This is a genomic window from Emticicia sp. BO119, from assembly GCF_013912375.1.
Taxonomy (GTDB): domain Bacteria; phylum Bacteroidota; class Bacteroidia; order Cytophagales; family Spirosomataceae; genus Emticicia.
Genome location: NZ_JACETV010000005.1, coordinates 467,878 through 486,003, shown reverse-complemented (window position 1 = coordinate 486,003; position 18,126 = coordinate 467,878). Strand labels below are relative to the sequence as shown.

At 39.4% G+C, this 18,126-nt stretch carries 9 protein-coding genes; 6 read left to right on the top strand and 3 right to left on the bottom strand.

Annotated features, from left to right (window positions below):
- Positions 1–42: 42 nt before the first annotated feature.
- The 3 genes from H1R81_RS18470 to H1R81_RS18460 form a co-directional block, all read right to left on the bottom strand.
- Positions 43–1,440: a TolC family protein gene (locus tag H1R81_RS18470; RefSeq protein ID WP_181842227.1), complete on the bottom strand. Its 1,398-nt coding sequence runs from the start codon at positions 1,438–1,440 to the stop codon at positions 43–45.
- Between the two features lie 111 nt (positions 1,441–1,551).
- A complete protein-coding gene (locus H1R81_RS18465) occupies positions 1,552–2,925 on the bottom strand; it encodes a HAMP domain-containing sensor histidine kinase (protein ID WP_181842226.1) in 1,374 nt (457 codons plus the stop codon).
- An 88-nt stretch (positions 2,926–3,013) separates the two neighbouring features.
- A complete protein-coding gene (locus H1R81_RS18460; RefSeq protein ID WP_181842225.1) occupies positions 3,014–3,706 on the bottom strand; it encodes a response regulator transcription factor in 693 nt (230 codons plus the stop codon).
- 217 nt (positions 3,707–3,923) lie between these two features.
- Here H1R81_RS18460 and H1R81_RS18455 point away from each other — a divergent pair, with 217 nt between their 5' ends.
- The 6 genes from H1R81_RS18455 (at position 3,924) to H1R81_RS18425 (ending at position 17,893) form a co-directional block, all read left to right on the top strand.
- Entirely contained in the window at positions 3,924–4,787 is an 864-nt protein-coding gene (locus H1R81_RS18455) for an AraC family transcriptional regulator (protein ID WP_181842224.1), read from the top strand.
- A 91-nt stretch (positions 4,788–4,878) separates the two neighbouring features.
- On the top strand, positions 4,879–5,097 hold the full coding sequence (locus H1R81_RS18450) for a hypothetical protein (RefSeq protein WP_181842223.1): 219 nt from the start codon (positions 4,879–4,881) through the stop codon (positions 5,095–5,097).
- Positions 5,098–5,175: 78 nt separating this feature from the next.
- A complete protein-coding gene (locus H1R81_RS27720) occupies positions 5,176–6,699 on the top strand; it encodes a short chain dehydrogenase (protein ID WP_310588093.1) in 1,524 nt (507 codons plus the stop codon).
- Between the two features lie 319 nt (positions 6,700–7,018).
- Positions 7,019–9,739 (top strand): ATP-binding protein, encoded by a 2,721-nt coding sequence (locus H1R81_RS18435; protein WP_181842222.1) that lies wholly within the window; start codon positions 7,019–7,021, stop codon positions 9,737–9,739.
- Between the two features lie 209 nt (positions 9,740–9,948).
- Entirely contained in the window at positions 9,949–10,290 is a 342-nt protein-coding gene (locus tag H1R81_RS18430; protein WP_181842221.1) for a LytTR family DNA-binding domain-containing protein, read from the top strand.
- A gap of 181 nt (positions 10,291–10,471) precedes the next feature.
- The gene (locus H1R81_RS18425; protein WP_181842220.1) at positions 10,472–17,893 is read left to right on the top strand and encodes an S-layer family protein; all 7,422 of its coding nucleotides are present in this window, start codon (positions 10,472–10,474) and stop codon (positions 17,891–17,893) included.
- Positions 17,894–18,126 lie beyond the last annotated feature (233 nt).

The window sequence follows — 18,126 nt, the reverse complement described above, 5'->3', positions numbered from 1 at the left end:
CCGGGCAGGATAGGTTAAAACTGGATTATCTGATTGTTTAGCTTATTTAGCCGCGACCTGACTAAGGAATATTGATAGATTACCTACTGAAGCCGCTTTCATCAGGAGGGTTCTCCAGACATTATTTATGGCTATTGACTGGTCGACTTCTGCCCGGTTGAGTAAAAGGAACGCCTGTGATACTTCGGGTAATGTAGCCAGACCTGACTGGTATCGGGCAGTAGCTTGCTGATATGCCCCAAGAGCTGCTGTTGTCTGTACGGGAGCTTCGAGTGCCTGTTGCATAGCGAGTTCAATCTGAATATCGGCGTTTTCGCTCTGGCTACTCAGTCTTAACTCTTCTTCCTGTAATAAATAATGCAGTTGTTCGGCTCTTTGTAGTTCGGCTGAAGCCTGATGGCGGATTCTGTAAATGCGAGTCAGATTCCAGCTTACCCCTATACCCAGAAGATAATTTCCTACCTTATAACCAATTCCATTAAGAATATTAGAACTGTACGTGTCAGGAGCATTATTAACTCCTGAGCCTCTGCCCCACATAGAGGCATTGAGTAGGATACTGGGATAATAAGATTTTTTAATAGCAACCGCATTGGATCTGATAAAGTCAATCTGAGAGTTGAGGACTTTGAGAACCGGATTCTGGGTTATATCAGGATAAACTTTGTGAAGTATTGGTAGTCTCTGGTAAAATTGCATGGAGTCGGCTATTATGTTGCCAGTAGGCGTACCCATAAGTTGTCCTAAACGAATGCGCTGGGTTCGCTCATTCTGCTGACTTTGTAAAAGTAAGAGTTTTGCCTTTGATACCTCTGCACTGGCAAATGAACTATCGATACCCGCGCGTAAACCTGAAATTACTTTGGCATTTGTTGCATCACGAAAAGTAGTGGCTCTTTGCAGGTTTATTTCTTGTATTCTGACAGTTTTCTGGAAAACCAATAGTGCCAGATAGGCATCTATTACCTTGACCTGTTGCTGAAACAGCTCATTTTCGTAGTCAAACTGCTGACGTGCAACTGCTTTCTGTGCTACATCAATATTGGCTTTAATCTTACCGAATGTAAAAGCCTGCCAGTTTACCTGCAGACTGGTAAAGCTACCCCAAACAGGTTGATAGATGTTTTCTGTACGGATACCTCCTGAAACAGATGGAAGTGGATTTTGTAAAGGGAAGGTCGCTCCAGCAATACTATTATTTGTGGCAAACTGATACTGATGTTGGGCAAGCACATCTGGCATACCTTCTGTCCGGGCAGCTTTTAGTGCAAACTCTGCTACATTTTTTTCTACTCTCTTGGCTTTGATAGAGGGGTAATTCCTGATTGCAGATTCGACGGCTTCTGACAAACTTATTTTGTGTGGTGTTGGTACTACCTGCTGGCTAAAGGCTAAATTATGGATCAGCAGGCAACTCACAAACAAATACTTCTTCTTCATTTAAGGATAATTAAGGCAGGTGTGATAGACTACGTACATAGTTTATTATATGCACTGAACAAAAGTCTATGCCTATCCTTAGAAACTCCTTAGTACGAAATTAAAAATTTCTTAAATTGATAGATGGGGTAAAGAAATAGTAAAGACAGAACCTTGCATAGGCTCGCTTTTCACAGCTATACGGCCACTATGAAGGTCTATGATTTTCTGGCATATTGATAAGCCAACTCCGAATCCTTGTAATTCAAAGGCATTTTCGCCACGGTAAAAGGGTTCAAAGATATTTTGGAGGTCTTCTTTCGGAATCCCGATGCCTTTATCAACAATCTGAACTATACAGTCTTTTTCATCAAAATCAATCAATACATCTACAGGCTGGTGATTGCTGTATTTTATGGCATTATCTAACAGGTTCAGGAATGCGTTTTTTAATAGAGACTCATTACCTTTTATAATGGTTAAGTGTTCATCGGGTGGGATATTCACAAAATTGGCTCTGATAATAGCTTCTGGTTTGCTATGTTGAAGTTCATTTTTAAGCGAAAGGATTAATTCCTCTATACGGATACTTTCGATTTTTGAGAGGTTAAAATTGTCAATCGGCCGGGCCATCTGAAGCAGACTATTGGATAGTGAAATAAGTTTATCTGTATCCTCAAGGATATTCTGTAGAATTTTTTCATATTCAACTGAGCTGAGTTTTTCATCTAATCCTAATTGTACTTCTGATTTAATAGCTGCCAATGGCGTACGTAACTCATGTGAAGCATGCGACACAAAGCTGCGTTGTTGTTCAAAGCCTAACTCGAGCCTGTTGAGCATCTGATTGAAATTATGCGCCAGTTCAGCTATTTCATCTTTGTTTTTGCCTTTGTCTACCCTTTTTCTTAAGTTTTGAGCTGTGATCTGGCCTATCTGATAGTTGATAGTTTTAATAGGCTGCAAAGCCTGGCCGGCCAAGAACATTCCGCTGATAATTACTACTAATATGATTAGTAAAAAGCTTATCAATAAGGTCTGGCGCAGGCTTCTGAGGTTATTTTCTCCATCAACATCTATTCCTGATTCTATCACTATAAAGTTGTCGTATTTGCCGTCAAATAAAAGGCCGAGGTTTTCACGGTCATTAACTTTGAACTCTACTACATTCTGCATTTTTATTCTGTCAAGAAGAGCTACATCAATATCTTTCGGTACGGTTTCGGCATTAGAGAAAACCAGCTGATCTTTTGTATTGAAAATGTAAACTTCTTCACCATCCAGCCGGTTCACTGAGGTTTTGTCCATGATCCGTAGGAGTTCGGGCGAAAAGCCCTTTACATCAAATAATAGTCTGGCAGTAGTAATAGCCCTTTTACTCAGGCGTCCTCTGAAAGTTTCCTGGCGTTTCTGCTCTTCTCTATAATAAATAAAGCCGGAAAAAATGAGGAGGTTAAGTGCCACAATCAAAGAAAACTGAAAGACAATTTTATATCTGATTTTCATGCATATAAATTCATTGAGTAAATGTGTTATCGGGAAAAGAGCGATTAATAAAAATTCAGACTTTGTTCAATATTTCTAATTAAACTACTCACTCCTCTCTTAGAACATACCCTAATCCAGATTTGGTATGAATCAATTTAGGTTCAAAATCCTTATCAATTTTTTTACGAAGATAATTGATATAGACCTCAATAATATTGGTACTTGAGTCAAAATTCAAATCCCATACATTTTCAGCTATATCCATTTTCGATAGTACCCGCCCCTGATTTCTGGCTAAATATTCTAATAAGGCAAATTCGCGGGCTGTCAGATCAATCATTTTGCCCGAACGCACAGCGATTTTTTTATCTAAATGAATTTCAAGGTCAGCTACTCTTAATACCTCTTTTATTACTTGTATGGGTGCTTGAGAAGTACGCCTTAATAGCGCATTGATCCGGGCAAAGAGTTCTCTGAAATCAAAGGGTTTTACAATATAATCATCAGCGCCATTGTCTAAACCTTCTACTTTATCGTCTACTTCACCCATGGCTGTCAGCATGAGTATGGGCAAAGCTGGCTTATGACCTCTGATAGCATAGCATACATCAAAGCCATTCATAAGAGGTAAATTAATGTCAAGAATAATTAAATCAAATGGAAGAGAAATAGATTTTCTTAAGCCAGCGTGTCCGTCGAAGGCTACGTCTGTTTCAAAGCCTTTTTTAGATAATCCTTTTACCAGATTGTCCGAAATCCGACGATCATCTTCTATGACGAGTATATTCTTTTTTTCCAATGGTAGTAAGGATAGTCTTTTATTTATACCTGCAAGATTTTCTTAATTAACTTAGAAAGCCATTAAACCTGTATTAAATTTACCTTAAAATATTGAACAAAGTAATTGTAATTTAAAAAACGGGGCAAGTAATAGCTGGCCGGATTTCAGCAGATTATTTCTGTATTGTATTCAGAAAATTCATAATTTTAGCTATTGAAGCCAGCAATTATTAAAAATGAAAACAATTCCTGTAAGACATATTTCTGCAACTCAAACCGAACCCGTTTCTGAGGGCAGGTTTAAAATACGGGATATACAGGAAGTGCTTGACGGGAAAGATTTAGTCCATGACCTGCATAGACATGATTTCTTTTTTATTCTTGCCTTACAAAAAGGAGAGGGCATTCATGAAATAGATTTCGTGTCTTATATAGTACATAATCATTCTATTTTTATTTTACGTCCGGGCCAGGTGCATCAACTTCAGTTAAAATCAGGCTGTCAGGGTTTTCTGTTAGAATTTGATTCTTCTTTTTATTATCCCAAAGATACCGTAACAAATCAACGGCTGGTTAGAGCCGGGAATAAAAACTATTGTGAATTTGAGGAAAACAGGTTTCAGAAACTATTGAATATCCTTGATTGTATGTTTAATGAGTTTATTCATAAGCAGGAAGGATATATAGCCGTTATCAAAGCGAATCTGGATATATTCTTTGTAGAGTTTATACGGCAAAGTAGAAGTATTACCGGGGAGCCTGGAAATAAACATTCGTATGCACAGGAGAGATACGAGGATTTTCTGGAGCAATTAGAGTTACATATAAGTACGCACAAGCAGGTTTCCCAGTATGCCGATATGCTGAACCTTTCAATCTACCAGCTGAATGCTATTACAAAAGCAATTGCTGGAAACGCCGCTTCTGAGGTAATAAACAAACAAATTGTTTTAGAAGCTAAAAGGTATCTGTTGGGCACGTCAAATCAGGTAAAAGACATAGCTGATATCTTGGGCTATGAAGATATTTCCTACTTTATCAGGTTTTTTAAAAAGCATACAGGATACTCGCCTGATTTGTTCAGAAAGAACTTCCGATAAGTGCTATTCAACTCCATTTTTGTCCTATCAGCCAATCTGTTTCAGAAAGTAATTTTGTCAAAAAAATAATTATCAAAATACTTTCTGAATCATGAAATCAAAATTCAAATTAATCGCTGCTTTTAAAATCTGGATTGTCATATATCCTTCTATTACCTTATTTCTTTTTCTATTCGGTGAGCAACTTTCTCTTTTGCCCTTATATCTGAGAACATTTATTCTCACCATTGCTCTTGTACCCTGGGTGGTATTTGTTGGTATTCCTGTTATCGATTCAATTATTAATCAGATTTCTACAAAGGATAAATGAATAGTACAGGCAAAGAAAACGCTATATGTTTTCAGTCAATGCTATTTTCGTTTATCAGTCTATTTAAGAAATAATCCGATGCAAACACATACGCAATTCGATGTAATAATAGTAGGGGGAAGCTTTGCAGGGTTAGCCGCTGGGATGGCTCTCGGAAGGGCACTTCGCAAAGTCCTGATTATTGATAGTGGCAACCCTTGTAACAAACAGACTCCTTATTCTCACAACTTCATGACACAAGATGGGATGCCGCCACAAGAGATTTCTACCATAGCCAGACAGCAGGTTGAGAAGTATCCGACAGTACGTCTGATGAGTGGTATGGCAGTAACCATTAGTAAGACCAGAACAGGTTTTAAATTATTAACCAAGGCAAATGAGATATTTACTTCAAAAAAGTTGGTTTTTGCTACAGGCATTAAAGATATTTTACCCGATATTCCAGGACTTGCTGATTGCTGGGGTATCTCTGTGCTGCATTGCCCCTATTGCCACGGCTACGAAGTAAAGGGGCAAAAAACCGGAATTTTAGGTAATGGTGATTATGGCTTTGAGTTCAGTTCTTTGATAGCCAACTGGACTAATGACCTTACGCTATATACTAATGGAAAATCGACATTAACAGATGCACAAATATTAAAACTGAAAGACCATAAGATAAAAATAATAGAAGAAGAGCTTCTGCAACTGGACCATAGTAATGGTTATGTGCATAGCATAATTCTTAAAAATGGTAGAAAGGCACCAGTTAAAGCCCTATATACGCGCACTCCTTTTATGCAACATTGCGGGATCCCTGAGCTATTAGGATGTAAATTAACCACAGAAGGGTATATCCAGGTTGATAATTCATACAAAACTACTATTCCGGGGGTTTTTGCCTGTGGCGATAACTCGTCACGTATGCGTACGGTAGCTAATGCAGTGGCGGCAGGTACTATAACCGGAATGATGGTCAACAAAGAATTAATAGAAGATAGTTTTTTATCCTTAAAAAAAAGTAAAATGAAAATAATTATTGTAGGTGCAACAGGCACTATGGGTACTCACCTGGCAGGTGTCTTTGAAAAAGAACATGAGGTGATAAAAGCAGCCAGCCATGGCGGCGACATTCAGGTAGATATAACATCTACAGAATCTATTAAGTATTTCTTTAAGCAAGTTGGGACATTCGATGCTTTAATCTCAACAGCAGGCCCTACTTATGTCGGTCCATGGAAAACGCTTACTGAGAAGGAATTCAGAAAAGGGGTTGAAGGTAAGATGATGGGGCAAATTAATTTAGTATTGATAGGCCAGCACTATATAAAACCTAAAGGGTCATTTACGCTCATTTCCGGAGCATTAACATATGAGCCCCAATTAAACTTTGCCAACGCCTCTGCCGCCAACGGTGCAGTTGATGCCTTTGTGAGAGCTGCTGCGATTGAATTAGGTAATGGGATTCGGATTAATGCCGTAAGCCCGACGGTTATAGAAAATTCGCCACAGTATTTTCCATATTTCCCCGGAGATATTCCGGTTACTATGCAACAACTGGAATATGGATTTCGCAAGAGTGTTTTCGGGGCAAATACAGGGCAGATAATCAAGCCTTATTAGGGTAAGAACACATTTTCAACTGAGCCATTATTCATTGTGGGTAATGGCTCTCACAAAATTCTGGTATAGAGATATTAAAAAGTGAATTGTATGTTATGGGTGAAAGATTTCAGCAAGAAAGCAAGTAATAAATTCTATCTGTCTGAACTTTGTGGTTGGGTTTTTATGAAAAACATAATTTTACTGATTATATAGTTTATATTGCAACTTTCTGAAATACATAGTAATTTTAACCTTACATGCCAACTAACTTCCATTATTAGCTTAGCTAATCTGCTGTTTTATAGATGCCCAGAACTATATAAAGCTTAATATCCTGATGAAATATCCAGTCATCATATTCCTGTGTTTGTTTCCTGTGTTTGTTTTTGCACAAATCATAAAGCCGGAGATTAATACGCAACCCAACAATATCACCTCAAAAATCCTGTTGTATGAATCAGAGGATAGCACTGAAACTATTGACAGGATTAAGTCAAAACCATTCAGACCTTATACAAAAAATGATATTATTTTAGGTTTTACAGATAAAACCTACTGGATTAAATTTACGGTAGAGGCAGCCAAACACTCTCAATGGGTTTTGGAGTGGACAAATCCTATTGTAGAGCAAATAAAATTCTATTTGCCAACAGGTGATAACAAATATGAAGTCAGGAGAGGAGGAAGCCTGATTTCTTATGAAGCACGCGATTATTCTACGGCTCAGCCAACTGCATTAATAGCATTAAAAGCGACAGAGGCCCAGACTATCTATATAAAAATAAATAGCCGCAGGGGATTTTATGCGCAATTGAAATTAACTCAGGCAGATATTTTTACCGCAATGGATAAGTCGGAAGACCGGTTTACATGGTTTTTTGATGGCATGCTTTTTCTAAAAACACTCTATATAACCATCTTAGCGTTTTTTATTGTTAAAAACAGCACTTTCAGGTATTTTACTTTACATACATTTCTGATTTCAGCTACTATATGGGGAATTGATGAAACTCTGGGGAAATTATTTACGAAAGATCCATTAAGCGTAGTTATCATCAATGCTTTGCCTTATCATTTATTGCCCGTCAGTTATGTACTTGTTACTAAAAGTATCTTGTCAGTCCGAAAAAAATGGGTTGATTATGTACTCCATATTTTTGTAGTTCTTGCCATTGGATTGTCGGGTTTATTAATTGTTGATTATAGTGCCTGGGGCTTGAAGGCTATTGTCTGGAATCTGGTATTATGTGAAGTCTTTATTGTATGGCTTTTTGTATGGGCTCTCATAAAAAAACAAAAATTTAATTATCTATACGCAGCACCGTTTCTTTTGTCTTTTATAGGATATATATTCCTACAACTGCGACTTCTCGGTTTTATTAATTTTGGTTGGATTACCTCCTTTTCTTTACTGGTAGTAATGATAGAAATGATTGTGTTTATTTTCTTTGTAGGGAGGATCATTCTGGATTACGAACAAGGGAAATCAAAGGCGGAGAAACAACTGATACTGAAACAGGAACAAACCGATAAACTCGAGGAAATCAATCAGTTGAAAACACAGTTTTTTACTAATATCTCTCATGAGTTCCGCACACCTCTTACATTATTGACGGCACCACTTGACAATTTCCGTAAAAAATATCCTCAAGAGAGCCTGATTCCGGCTATGCAACGAAATGTCAAACGTCTGCAAATATTGATTAATCAACTGCTTGATTTATCAAAACTTGATGCAGGACAGATAGTGGTAGAAGTACAGCACGCCGACCTTGCCTTATTTATGCGGCAACTCATGGCAAATTTTGAATCATTTGCCCAGAACAAAAGGATTATTTTTTCCTTTCAGCAAAGCCATCAGAGCTTTTTTACCTTATTTGATGCCGATAAGACAGAGAAAATTGTAACGAATCTGGTGTCAAACGCGATCAAATTTACGCCTGAAAACGGAAGAGTAAGCGTAAAAATAAACTATACCGAAACCTTCGCTGATTTAATCATAGAAGATAACGGACAAGGTATTGAGGCTGAGAGATTAGATAAAATTTTTGACCGGTTTTATCAGGGAGATAATACTTTGCAGCGAAATTATGAAGGCACCGGTATTGGTCTGGCCCTGGTAAAAGAAATGGTAGAACTATTGAAAGGTACTATTTCCGTCAGTAGTGAGGTCAGTAAGGGGTCAGTATTCAGGGTTTTGTTACCGATAGGCAATGTGTGGAAAGCAAACCGGAAAGAAGGAGCTGTGGAAGTGAAAAATAAAGTAGAAGATTTTGAGACAGATACTTACAGCTATGTGGAGGCTTCTGAAAAGAAAGAAGGCTTATTAGTGCTTGTGATAGAAGATAACCCAGACTTACGCCAGTATATGAATAGCCTTTTGTCGGTCGATTACCGGATTATTGAGGCTCGCGATGGAGAGGAAGGTATCAAAAAGGCATTTGAGCTGATTCCTGATCTTATTATATCTGATTTGATGATGCCCCGTAAAAATGGGTTTGATGTTTGTAGAACGCTTAAATCTGACGAGCGTACAAGTCATATTCCGATTGTGATTCTGACGGCTAAAGCTACACAGACAGATAAACTCGAAGGGCTGACCATTGGTGCAGATGAATATCTGTCGAAACCTTTTAATACAGATGAGCTTCAGGTAAGAATTGCCAACCTGATCAGACTAAGAGAAAAGCTACGCACCAGATATAATCAGATGCCAGTTGTAATACCGGAGGCAGTTGAGACACCCGAGGATAAATTTATAGAGAAAGCCCAGCGGGTAATAGAAAAAAATATGGGTGATAGTAGTTTTGATGTTGAGCGATTCTGTGAGGCAATGGCCATGAGCCGTACCTCTATGCATCGCAAGCTAAAAGCTCTGACCAACCAGTCGACAACTGAATTTATCAGAAACTATCGCCTTGAGCGGGCAAAAACACTTCTGACCAATCGGGCAGGGTTTGTTTCAGAGGTTGCCTTGCAGGTAGGTGTTGAGAATCTGTCTTATTTTTCCAAAATATTTCAGGAGAAATTTGGTGTTTCTCCGTCAGAATTTGTTTGAAAAGTGCAAATACTTGATTATCAGATGTTTACGGTCTCTCTTGAAACATGAGTGTTAATGATTGGAACATGAGTGTTAAGGGAGTATAGAATCTTCACAAAAAAAATCATTGCTGAAACATCAGCGTTAAAGATTGGAACAACAGCGTTAACAGCCTTCGCACTTGCCGGAATAACTTTGATGAGCCTAAAATCAAAGTTTATTCTACCATGGAAAAACTCAATACTATTCACCTCGGTGGTCGGAAAGAACTTCCACCTGAGCAAATCGTTATGCTGAAAGCAGATAGTAATTATACCAATGTCTATCTGCAGAACGGCACTTCTTTTATTGTAGCCACTAATCTTGGCGAACTTGCCAGAAGGGTAAAGCACCTGGCATTCTTCAGACCCAATCGTTCTATTGTGATTAATCTTGAACACCTGAAACTATTTAATACGGAGGATTTGCAGATAGAAATGCAGAACGAAGAAGTGGTTTCGTTATCAAGACGCCGCACCAAAAAGTTTAAGAGATATTACAGGGTTTTCAGTCAGGAAAACCCCAGATGAACCTGCCTGCTGATAGAGCCAAAACAGCCTTGCTAAAGAGCTTTCATGGTAGAAAGAAAAGTTGGGGGGAGGATGCAAAAGATAAGCTTTTGAAAATTCCCTCCGCTTTTATCCCGCATACCTGAAAAAACTATTGAATTGAAACCTACTTAAAGATTTTGAACACCCAAAATGTCCTACCATGAAAAAACTATATATTCTGCTTTTATGCTTCGTATCTAATATTCTCTTTGCGCAGTACAAAAACTGGACAGGGGATACCAATACTGACTGGACAGAACCCTCTAACTGGGTTCCTGCAGGTGTACCTGGGGTAAATGATGCGGTTATTATTTCAAGCGTATTAAATATGCCTGTTATTAATACAGAGGTCAGCATAAAAGAATTAAATCTTTCCAATAATGGCAGTCTTGTCATCAACGGTACATTGAATGTTATCAATACGGTTGCCAGTACTACAGTAGCATTAAATAATGCCACCAGCATTACTATTAATGGTAAGTTAATTGTAAGCAGTCAGGATATTGGTTTTGCTTTCGGCGGAACTGCCACCATTCTCGTAAATTCAGGTGGTGTGCTATCAGTTACAACAGCCGGAAACAACGCTTTATCGATAAGTGAGGAGGCTGTATTGACAAATAACGGGACTGTGCGATTATCAGGTACATCGGCATCTCTGTTTTTATATGGCAACGATACGGGTAAAGAGATGGTAAAGAATTACGGAAGAATGGACCTGGTTGGCCAGATAGAAAAATACACAGATGGTATTCATAATTACCCCTGTGGCAGGATTTATCTTAATACCGGAGATTTATATAATAACGGAGGGACTTTTGTCAATGATGGATTACTGGTAATGCCCAATAATCTGAATAATAATGCTAATAGTTTTACAAATAACGGGATTGTCAGAATAGATGGTTCGGGTACTTTTACAGATAATGAAACCCGTGTGCTGAACAGTTCAACGGGCAGCCCGATATTCAATTTCGCTTCCGGCAATTCTGCTATTGTAAATGGTATCTTTACCGATAGTCTGGCTACCACCTCTGCCGGAACCTATACACAAGGCACTAATACCTTTACGGCTTCGGGTTTGCCAACGGGCGTTCAGACCCTTTATGCCCAAATTACTCTGGATGCCTGCACTTATATTGCTCCGTTTACTTATGATAATTCTATTTTTGTTCCACCACTTACTATTAATAACCAACCAAAAGACGCTCTATTCTGTAGCGAAAGTGTAGGTAGTGCTACTTTTACCATCTCAGCTACCGGGGCTACTACCTATCAATGGCAGAAGTATAATTCTACTTTTGGTTATTATGAAGATTTATCCGAAGGTGGCTTATTTGGTGGCGTAACAAGCAATAGCCTGGTGATTTCTAATATCTCTGGTTTATGGAGTACGGAGTATCGCTGTAAACTGAGTGATGGAATAAATGAATTAAATTCGGATGGTGCAAAAATCGTGCCTTTGCATTTATTTGGTGAAGCTAGAGTCACAGATCATCCGACTCAGTCAGTATCAACTGGTACTATTGATTTGTGGGTTAATTACTTTAAAAAATCATTTGAATATAGTATTAATGGTGGGTCAAACTGGCAAAGTTTAACAAATTTTTCCGGGGTGGCTGCAGGAAATTATTCTGTCCGGTTCAGAATGACAGATAGCCTGAATTGTGCATTTGATTATAAGGAGAATCCATTAAGGGTATTTGCTTATGAACATAGTACAGAGATAAGCCCTATACCTACACCGCCCGGCTTTAGCGAGTTCGAGAGTTCAATCACCCCCTTTGCCGTCAATAATTATCTCCATTTAGCATATTTGAATAATGATGGTGTGCAAATGGTGAAATATAATGGTGCATTTATACCGGTGGTTTTACCGGATAATTATATCTTTTATCCAGTAGCAACTTTTGAATATGCCAATAACGCTTATATGTTTCTGGCTAATACTGATGGTATTAGTACTATAGGTAAAATAAAACCCGATAATACTGTAGAACCCATCGCTGTTCCGGCAGGGTATAGTCTTAATGAAGTACTGGGGGTATATCAGGGAGTATTGTACATTACCTGTAAATACCGGGGTGCAGTCCCGGCAGGAATAGCAAAATATGATGGAACAACTATCACAATTGCAGAGTATCCTGAAGCCACCGATATAACCGGGGAAGATTTTATAGAATTTCAGGGGAATCTGTATATGAAATTCAGAAGAGACAGTACACCCTCAAAAACTCAATTAATGAAATATGATGGAGCAAACTTTACCCTGATTGAAAACCCGACTGCTGATTTGAATGGAGGAGTGATAGGAAATTTTATCGTATATAAAAATAAGCTCTGTTTGAGGTATGAAACTGTAGGTGTTACTTCCCTGGCACAATTTGATGGGGCTGTTTTTACAATGATAAATAACTCTGGTTATCGTTATGTAGGGTCTCAGATTATATACGATAATAATTTATACCTGCGTTATGAAAACAGCGTGGATGCAAGAGGTGTTCTGGTAAAATTTGATGGAGCCAACCTGACAATTATTCCTAATCCGACTTCCCCTGTAAATATGTATTGGGGGGGCATTAAGATTACTTTTAATAATAAACTGATGCTCATATATAGATATGTTTCAAGGGATGCAATAGGGTATCTGGCAGAATTTGATGGAACCAGTCTTCAGGTATTAACTATTCCTTCAGATTTTTTGGTATATACGGGTAACCCTGCAATGTTTATTTTTAACAACAAACTTTACTTTAATGCAGTAAAGTATGACAATGGGAGTTTCCGTAATTCAAAGTGGAGATTAGGAATGTATGATGGCTCGTCAGTTCAGTTAATAAAAAACCCGGACGGGTATGATGCAATAGGTGTTGGGGGGGTGGTACGTAGTAAATTCGGATTGGCCAGGTATGACGGAAAACTATTTTTCGGCCATAGAAGTGATAATGGCTTGGATGAATTGGCAGTACTTAACAATGTCTGCGAAGCTCCTGTCATTACTAATGTTGCAGTTACGGAATCCACCTGTTCTACGGGAGGTATCATTACTATCACAGCAACGGGTACGGGTAATTATGAATATAGCATAGATAATACCAGCTGGCAGGACTCACCCACATTTTCAAACCTTTCAGCCGGAAATTATACCATCAGGGTTCGATACAAGGCCAATCCAACCTGTTTAGCTACTTATTCTGGTAATCCGGTTATCGTAAACCCACCGGCCTTACCAAACCCGACAGGTGTATCAGCCAATAGATTAATCATTTGTTCGGGCGGGTCTGTAAGTCTTTCAGCCACTTGTGCTACGGGAACTATTACGTGGTATAATCAGATAACTGGTGGAGTAAGCATTGGCACGGGCTCACCACTCACCCAGAATCCAACCATTACTACAACCTATTATGCGAGTTGTAAGAATCCTGGCTGTGAAAGCAGCAGGGTTGCTACCATTGCAGTAACTGTTGACAGGATTGCCACCGCCACCGAAACTATGACCTGGACTGGAGTGGTTAGCAAAGATTGGTCAAATGCCTGCAACTGGTCACCTACCGGAGTTCCTACTGCTACTAATCCGGTAATAATTAATAGTCATGTTCGGGACACGGTTATTGTTTCTGGAACTGCCCGGGCAAAAAGCATCTTTATAGAAACCACGCTTGGAACAGATTTCATCATCAATAGTGGGGCTGAACTAACAATTGTATCAACTAACGAAGATGCCTTTGATATTTTCGGGGCGAGTACTTTAACAAATTACGGTACCTTAAATGTGAGTAATCTCAATGGTGACCACAATTTATTTCGGGCTATTAATGTTTTGGTTAATGCTACCCTGAATAATTACGGGACTATTTCGCTTACCTCCCCTGATAACATGGCGTTGAATGTAGACGGTATTTTTAATAATAAATCAGGTGGAACGCTAAACGTAAATGCGTATAATGGCATCAGGATTTTAGGGACATTAAATAACGAATCAGGGGCAACAATTAGTGGTTTCGGAAATGTCTATAGTATTCAGATGTTAGGTGGACAATTAAATAACTATGGCTTGATTAGTATGATGGGGCAGGTGGAAGTTTATAATTCGGTTACAAGATTGAATAATTATGCCTGTGCTACTTTTAAAACAACAAAGGATTTTTATAATAACACCAGTTCAGTAATAACGAACAGTGGTTATATGGAAATTGGTCTGGATTTACACGTAACCGGAACGTTTAACAATAATGGGGTATTAAAATACCGCTCATTAATTAATGGTGCCACTTTCAACAATAATACCAACTCATCAATTATTGTTAATAATACAACAACCCTTATTTTTACGTATGGCGGCACTTTTAATGGTACAGTTAATGGTATTTTTACCGATGCTAATGCAATAACCTCAGCAGGGACATTTATCGCGCCAAATACCTTTACACCCAATGGAAATGTAGGAATCGGTTCACAAACGCTTTATGCTAAAATAACTCCAAATCCGGGGGGATGTGCATTTATTATTCCGTTTACTTATCTGAACTGTTCTGGAGCAACTATCAGCTATTCTGGTACTCCTTTTTGTAATTCAACAAGTGCGGTAGATGTTACTTTAACCGGGAGGCCGGGAGGTGTATTCACCTCTTCGCCTGCAGGATTAGCTATCAATAGTTCTACGGGGCAGATTACGCCGGGCAGTGGTTCAGCAGGCACTTATTCAGTTATTTACAGGGTTGCCGCAGGCAGTGGCTGCACCTCGGCTTCTGCCACCACAAGTGTAACCATTACCAACAACCCGGCAGCGAATATCAGCTATTCAGGCACACCTTATTGTCAGTCAACAGGTGCATCCAATGTGACTTTAACAGGTACATCAGGAGGAATATTTAGCTCTGCTCCTGTGGGACTGATCATCAATGCTTCATCAGGCCAAATCACCCCGGGCAGTAGTGCTGCCGGAACATATACCGTTACCTATTCGATGGCAGCCAGTGGAGGTTGTGCTTCTGCTACCGCAACGACCCGTGTAACGATTACTACTAACCCAGGTGCTACGATCAGCTATACAGGTACGCCTTATTGTAAATCAGCAGGACCATCCAATGTAACCGTAACGGGTTCTTCCGGTGGTACATTTAGCTCTGCACCATCAGGGTTAATCCTCAACGGTTCAACTGGGCAAATCACACCGGGCAGTAGCAATGCAGGCATTTATACAGTTACTTATACCATTGCGGCGAGTGAGGGTTGTGCATCAGTTACAGCAACAACAAGTGTAACCATTACTAATACGCCAGGTGCAAGTATTAGTTACACAGGTACACCTTTTTGTAGGTCAATAACTGCAGTTAATGTAAACTTAACAGGTACAACAGGGGGAACATTTAGCTCTACACCTTTCGGCTTAGCAATCAACAGTTCATCAGGAAGGATAACTCCAAGTAGTAGCACCGCAGGCACATATATGGTTACCTATACCCTTGCAGCCCACGGCGGATGTGCTTCTGCTACAGCAACAACAAACGTAACCATTAGCAATACGCTAAGTGCGGGAATCAGTTATGCAGGCAATCCTTATTGCCAATCAGCCGGAGTCGCCAATGTAACGAGGACAGGTTCTTCTGGCGGCACATTTACTTCTGCACCATCAGGTTTAACCATCAATGCTCTATCAGGGCAGATTACTCCGGGCAGTAGTTCGGTAGGAACTTATACAGTTACTTACACGATTGCAGCTACTGATGGGTGCAGTTCTGCTACCGCAACTGTAAATGTAACAATAACCAACAATCCAGATGCGACGATTAGTTATGCAGGGACACCTTACTGCCAATCAGTCGGAGTCGCCAATGTAACGAGGTCAGGTTCATCTGGTGGCACATTTACTTCTGCACCTGTGGGATTAACCCTCAACAGTTCATCAGGGCAAATAACCACGAGCAGTAGTACCGCAGGCACATATACGGTTACTTATACGATTGCCGCCAATGGAGGATGTGCTTCCGCTACCGCAACAACGAGTATAACGATTAGCAATAGCCCAAGTGCTACAATCAGTTATGCAGGGACACCTTACTGCAAATCAGCAGGCACATCCAATGTAACTTTGACGGGTTCATCAGGTGGGATATTTTCTTCTGCACCATCAGGTTTAACGATCAATGCCTCATCCGGGCAAATCACACCAAATACCAGTACAGCAGGGATATATACAGTTACCTATACGATTGCAGCCAATGGCGGTTGTGCTTCTGCTACCGCAACGACCAATGTAACTATTACCAACAATCCAACGGCAAGCATTTTTGGCTCTGATAACCTGACCTGTACCACCACAAGTGTAATAAGAACGGCATCGGGAGGCGACACTTATCAATGGTCGAATGGTTTAGGAACAACAGCGAGTGTGAATATTACCTCACCTGGCATATATACAGTCACTGTAACAGGCAGTGGTGGTTGTACAGCGACAGCTACTACACTGGTAACTGCTACTAACAGCCTGACTGCTACAGCATCCAATACGGGGCCTTATACAATTGGTCAGACAATACAACTCAATGCTGCCGGAGGAGGTTCTTATAGATGGTCAGGGCCGAATAACTTTGCCAGTAATATAGCAAACTCTACTATCGCCAATGCCCTGGCAGTTAATGCAGGTATCTATACCGTCACAGTTACCCATAACGGATGCACAGCAACGGCGACCACTCAGGTGATAATCAATGGAACAGATTCGTGTACTCAAATTGTTGATTTGCACTATGTAAAAGCTGGAAATCCTTATCAGTATCTGTTTTCATTGCAAGACGGAATGACTATTCAATATAGTCCTGACCTCGTCTCGATTATGGCAGTTCCTATCTGCCAGAGTATTCCGATAGGAAGTGTTGATTTAACCATCACAGGTCCTAACCTTAACTGGACGATTCTACAGAATGTTGAGCCATTTGCAGTATTTGATAATTTAGGCAGTAGTTTCAAGGGACGAGAGCTTGTAGCGGGAACTTATAATTTTACTGTGACAGGTTATCTGGAAGACAACCGGACAGGAGGTACGGTTTATGGCCCGGTAGTCACTACCTTTACAGTTGTGGGAAATATAGCAACAATTAGTGCTCCCACTTTGAGTAATGCAAATCTTTGTGCGGGAGGAGATGTGGAAGTAAATTTTAGCACGACAGGAAGTTTTGCATCCGGGAATGAGTTTGAGGTGCAGCTATCCGATTTAAACGGCAGCTTTGTTAACCCGATAACCATAGGTAGAAGTCCTACAGCAGGCAATATTATTTGTCAGATTCCTCAGAATATGGCGGGGGGCAGTGGATATTTAATCAGAGTGGTATCAACTAATCAGGTGTTAGCAGGAAATCCGTTGAATACTGTTTTGACTATCATACCATCAGTTAAAAGTTTTATGACTGATATCATTGGTGGAATTATTACAGAGAAGGTATCACAAAAAATTACAGCCACACATAAAATTATATCAGCGGCAAATGTAAGTTATCGGGCAGGAAAAGCCATAGAGTTGAATCCTGGTTTTGTAGTTGAGATTGGAGCTGTATTTAAGGCTGAAATTGAAGGTTGCGGTAATTGATAAAAACAAAAAAGAGTATAAGTTGCTAATAATCAGCTTCTTATACTCTTTTTATTTTACTTTTGTTATGCTGTTTTTTGCATAACTGGTACCGGGGACGGGAACTTAATATAAAATTGTAATATATTGATTACTAATTGTTTGTATAATAATAAAATACTATTTGGGAAAAATGGGGACTAATTAGGGACTATTTTTAAATATTATGTAGTATATTTGTTAAATGAAAACAA